Genomic DNA, 1,959 nt, shown 5'->3' with positions numbered 1-1,959 from the left:
ATCGACATTTGCGCTCCGGTATCGACGATGACGTTGATCTTGATCCCGGATATCGTCGCGTCGGTGAAAATCAGCTGGCCGGACCGCCGCTTGGCGGTCACCACGATGTCCCGTGAGCTCGACCGGCTGCGTGCTTGATCAGCATCTTCGATGACAATCTGGTTCAGAACAAAATCGAACAATATGCGCTGGTCTTGCAAACCGTCGAGGCCCAATATGCCGTCGGCCCCGATATGCCGAGCCGCCAGAACCGGCGAAACCAGACCTTCGTAGCTTTTCCGGCCCAGCGTCAGTCTGGGCACATAGACCATGTCAACCATGCTGGTACCGGCAATGCTCATCAATTCTGCGGGATCCTCGTCTTCCAGTGCCAATCTATCGGCGATCTTGCGCGAAATCACGGTCCGTTCCGCGCCGGTGTCGATGACGAAAGAAAATGGCCCCTTGCCTTCAATGCTGACCGGCACGGTCATCCGTTCGGCGCGATCTTCATCGAGGTCGACAATCTCGCCCACAGGATTGGTCAGGCTGCCGGGCGTCACCGGCTGGCCGAGGGGAACGGGATAGGCCATCGCCAGCGCGGACGCCAGAACAGCGGGTATGCTAATCAAAAAGGCCGACATAATATCTCCGATCTGGTTGCTCCGGGCAGCGACAGTTTAGGCTCCGGCCTGGGGCTTACCAGAGGCATAGCACAAATCAGCGTCCTGCTTCGACCAACAACGTCGCTAGGCTCCCTCCGGCAGCAGGAAATAGATTTTCCGGTTGGCAAAATCGATCGCCACCCGGTCAAATTTGCGCAGCGCATCCATGCCCAGAAACAGCGCCGGTTTCTTGTCCAGTTTCAAAGCCTTGAACGGCGCTATATCGGCAAAAGCAATCGGGATGACGCCAAAGCGGGCGCGGCCGATCAGCAATTCTTCGGCGATGCCATAATCGGCGGCGATCGAACGGCCGGTGACGTCGACGAGAGAGGTCTGTTCCATCGCGGATGACCGCAGGCGCAATCGTCTCTGCAGCGATTTGTTGCCGATCGACAGCTCGCCGCCGGTGTCGATGATCACGTTGGTCTTGACCCCGGCAATCGTCGCGTTGGTGAAGATCAGCTGTCCCGATCGCCGTCTCGCCGTCACAACGATTTCCCGGCGCGACCGGCTTTTCAGTTTCTCGCTGGTATCGCCAACCGAGATCTGTCTGCCGACAAAATCGAACAAAATTCGCTGCCCTTGCAGACTGTCGAGCCCGAGGACGCCGTCAGCACCAAGATTGGCCGACCGGAAAATCGGCGAAACCAGGCTGTCATAGCTGCGCGTGCCAAGGGTCAGGCTGGGTACGTAGACGGTCTGTACGACGGTCGTACCGGCGAGCGCGACGATTTTGATCTCGTCTTCCAGATCAAGCGCAAGCGCGCCGGCGATCTCCTTGGACAGGATGGTGCGTTGCGAAGCCGTGTCGATGATGAATTCATAGGGCCCGCCCTGCGCGATGCTGACGGAAACGGTCATTCGTTCGACCCGGTCCTGCGCGATCGCGATCTGTTCGGCATCGGGTTGAAGAAACTGCTCGGGCAGGGCGTCGGCAATATAGGCTTCGGTTTCCGGCTCGACCGGAACGGCCACTGCAAGCTGGGTCGCAAACAGCGAAGCGCAGACAGGAAGCAATATTGTGGGACAAGCCATGTTTTTACCTTACGCTATAAACCGCATCCTTCCTAATCCCGTGCGACCGCCCGCCGCATTCCGATCGACTTTGCTAATCGATTTTCATCGCCTCGTTGATCAGCGTTTCCGCCTCGATCAGCAATGCATCATCGGTGGCTCCCTGCGCGACATGTTCGCGTCCGATCATCACCAGTACCGGTACCGCGAGCGGACTGACCCGTTCCAGCTCGACATGGATCAGGGAGTCTTTCGCGCGGTCGAGAAGATCGCCGAGCCGGCCGACATCGGTCATCCGCGC

3 protein-coding genes are annotated in these 1,959 nt (G+C 58.7%); all 3 read right to left on the bottom strand.

From position 1 onward, the window contains the following. Nucleotides 1–623 (bottom strand): retropepsin-like aspartic protease (locus WBM93_RS13295; protein WP_424432346.1); only part of this gene is annotated, 623 nt, incomplete at its 3' end. A 105-nt stretch (nucleotides 624–728) separates the two neighbouring features. Further along, the gene (locus WBM93_RS13290) at nucleotides 729–1,679 is read right to left on the bottom strand and encodes an aspartyl protease family protein (protein WP_424432345.1); all 951 of its coding nucleotides are present in this window, start codon (nucleotides 1,677–1,679) and stop codon (nucleotides 729–731) included. Between the two features lie 73 nt (nucleotides 1,680–1,752). Continuing rightward, nucleotides 1,753–1,959, bottom strand: a 207-nt coding sequence (locus WBM93_RS13285; RefSeq protein ID WP_424432344.1) for a hypothetical protein, incomplete at its 5' end; no start/stop codon positions are given.

The sequence above is a fragment of the Parasphingorhabdus sp. genome (assembly GCF_049667325.1).
GTDB lineage: Bacteria > Pseudomonadota > Alphaproteobacteria > Sphingomonadales > Sphingomonadaceae > Parasphingorhabdus.
This window is presented reverse-complemented; position numbering and strand designations above follow the sequence as displayed.

What these genes read in the sequence shown, in the direction of transcription:
- WBM93_RS13290 (WP_424432345.1), bottom strand. Translation starts at nt 1,679, where the DNA reads ATGGCTTGTCCCACAATATTGCTTCCTGTCTGCGCTTCGCTGTTTGCG.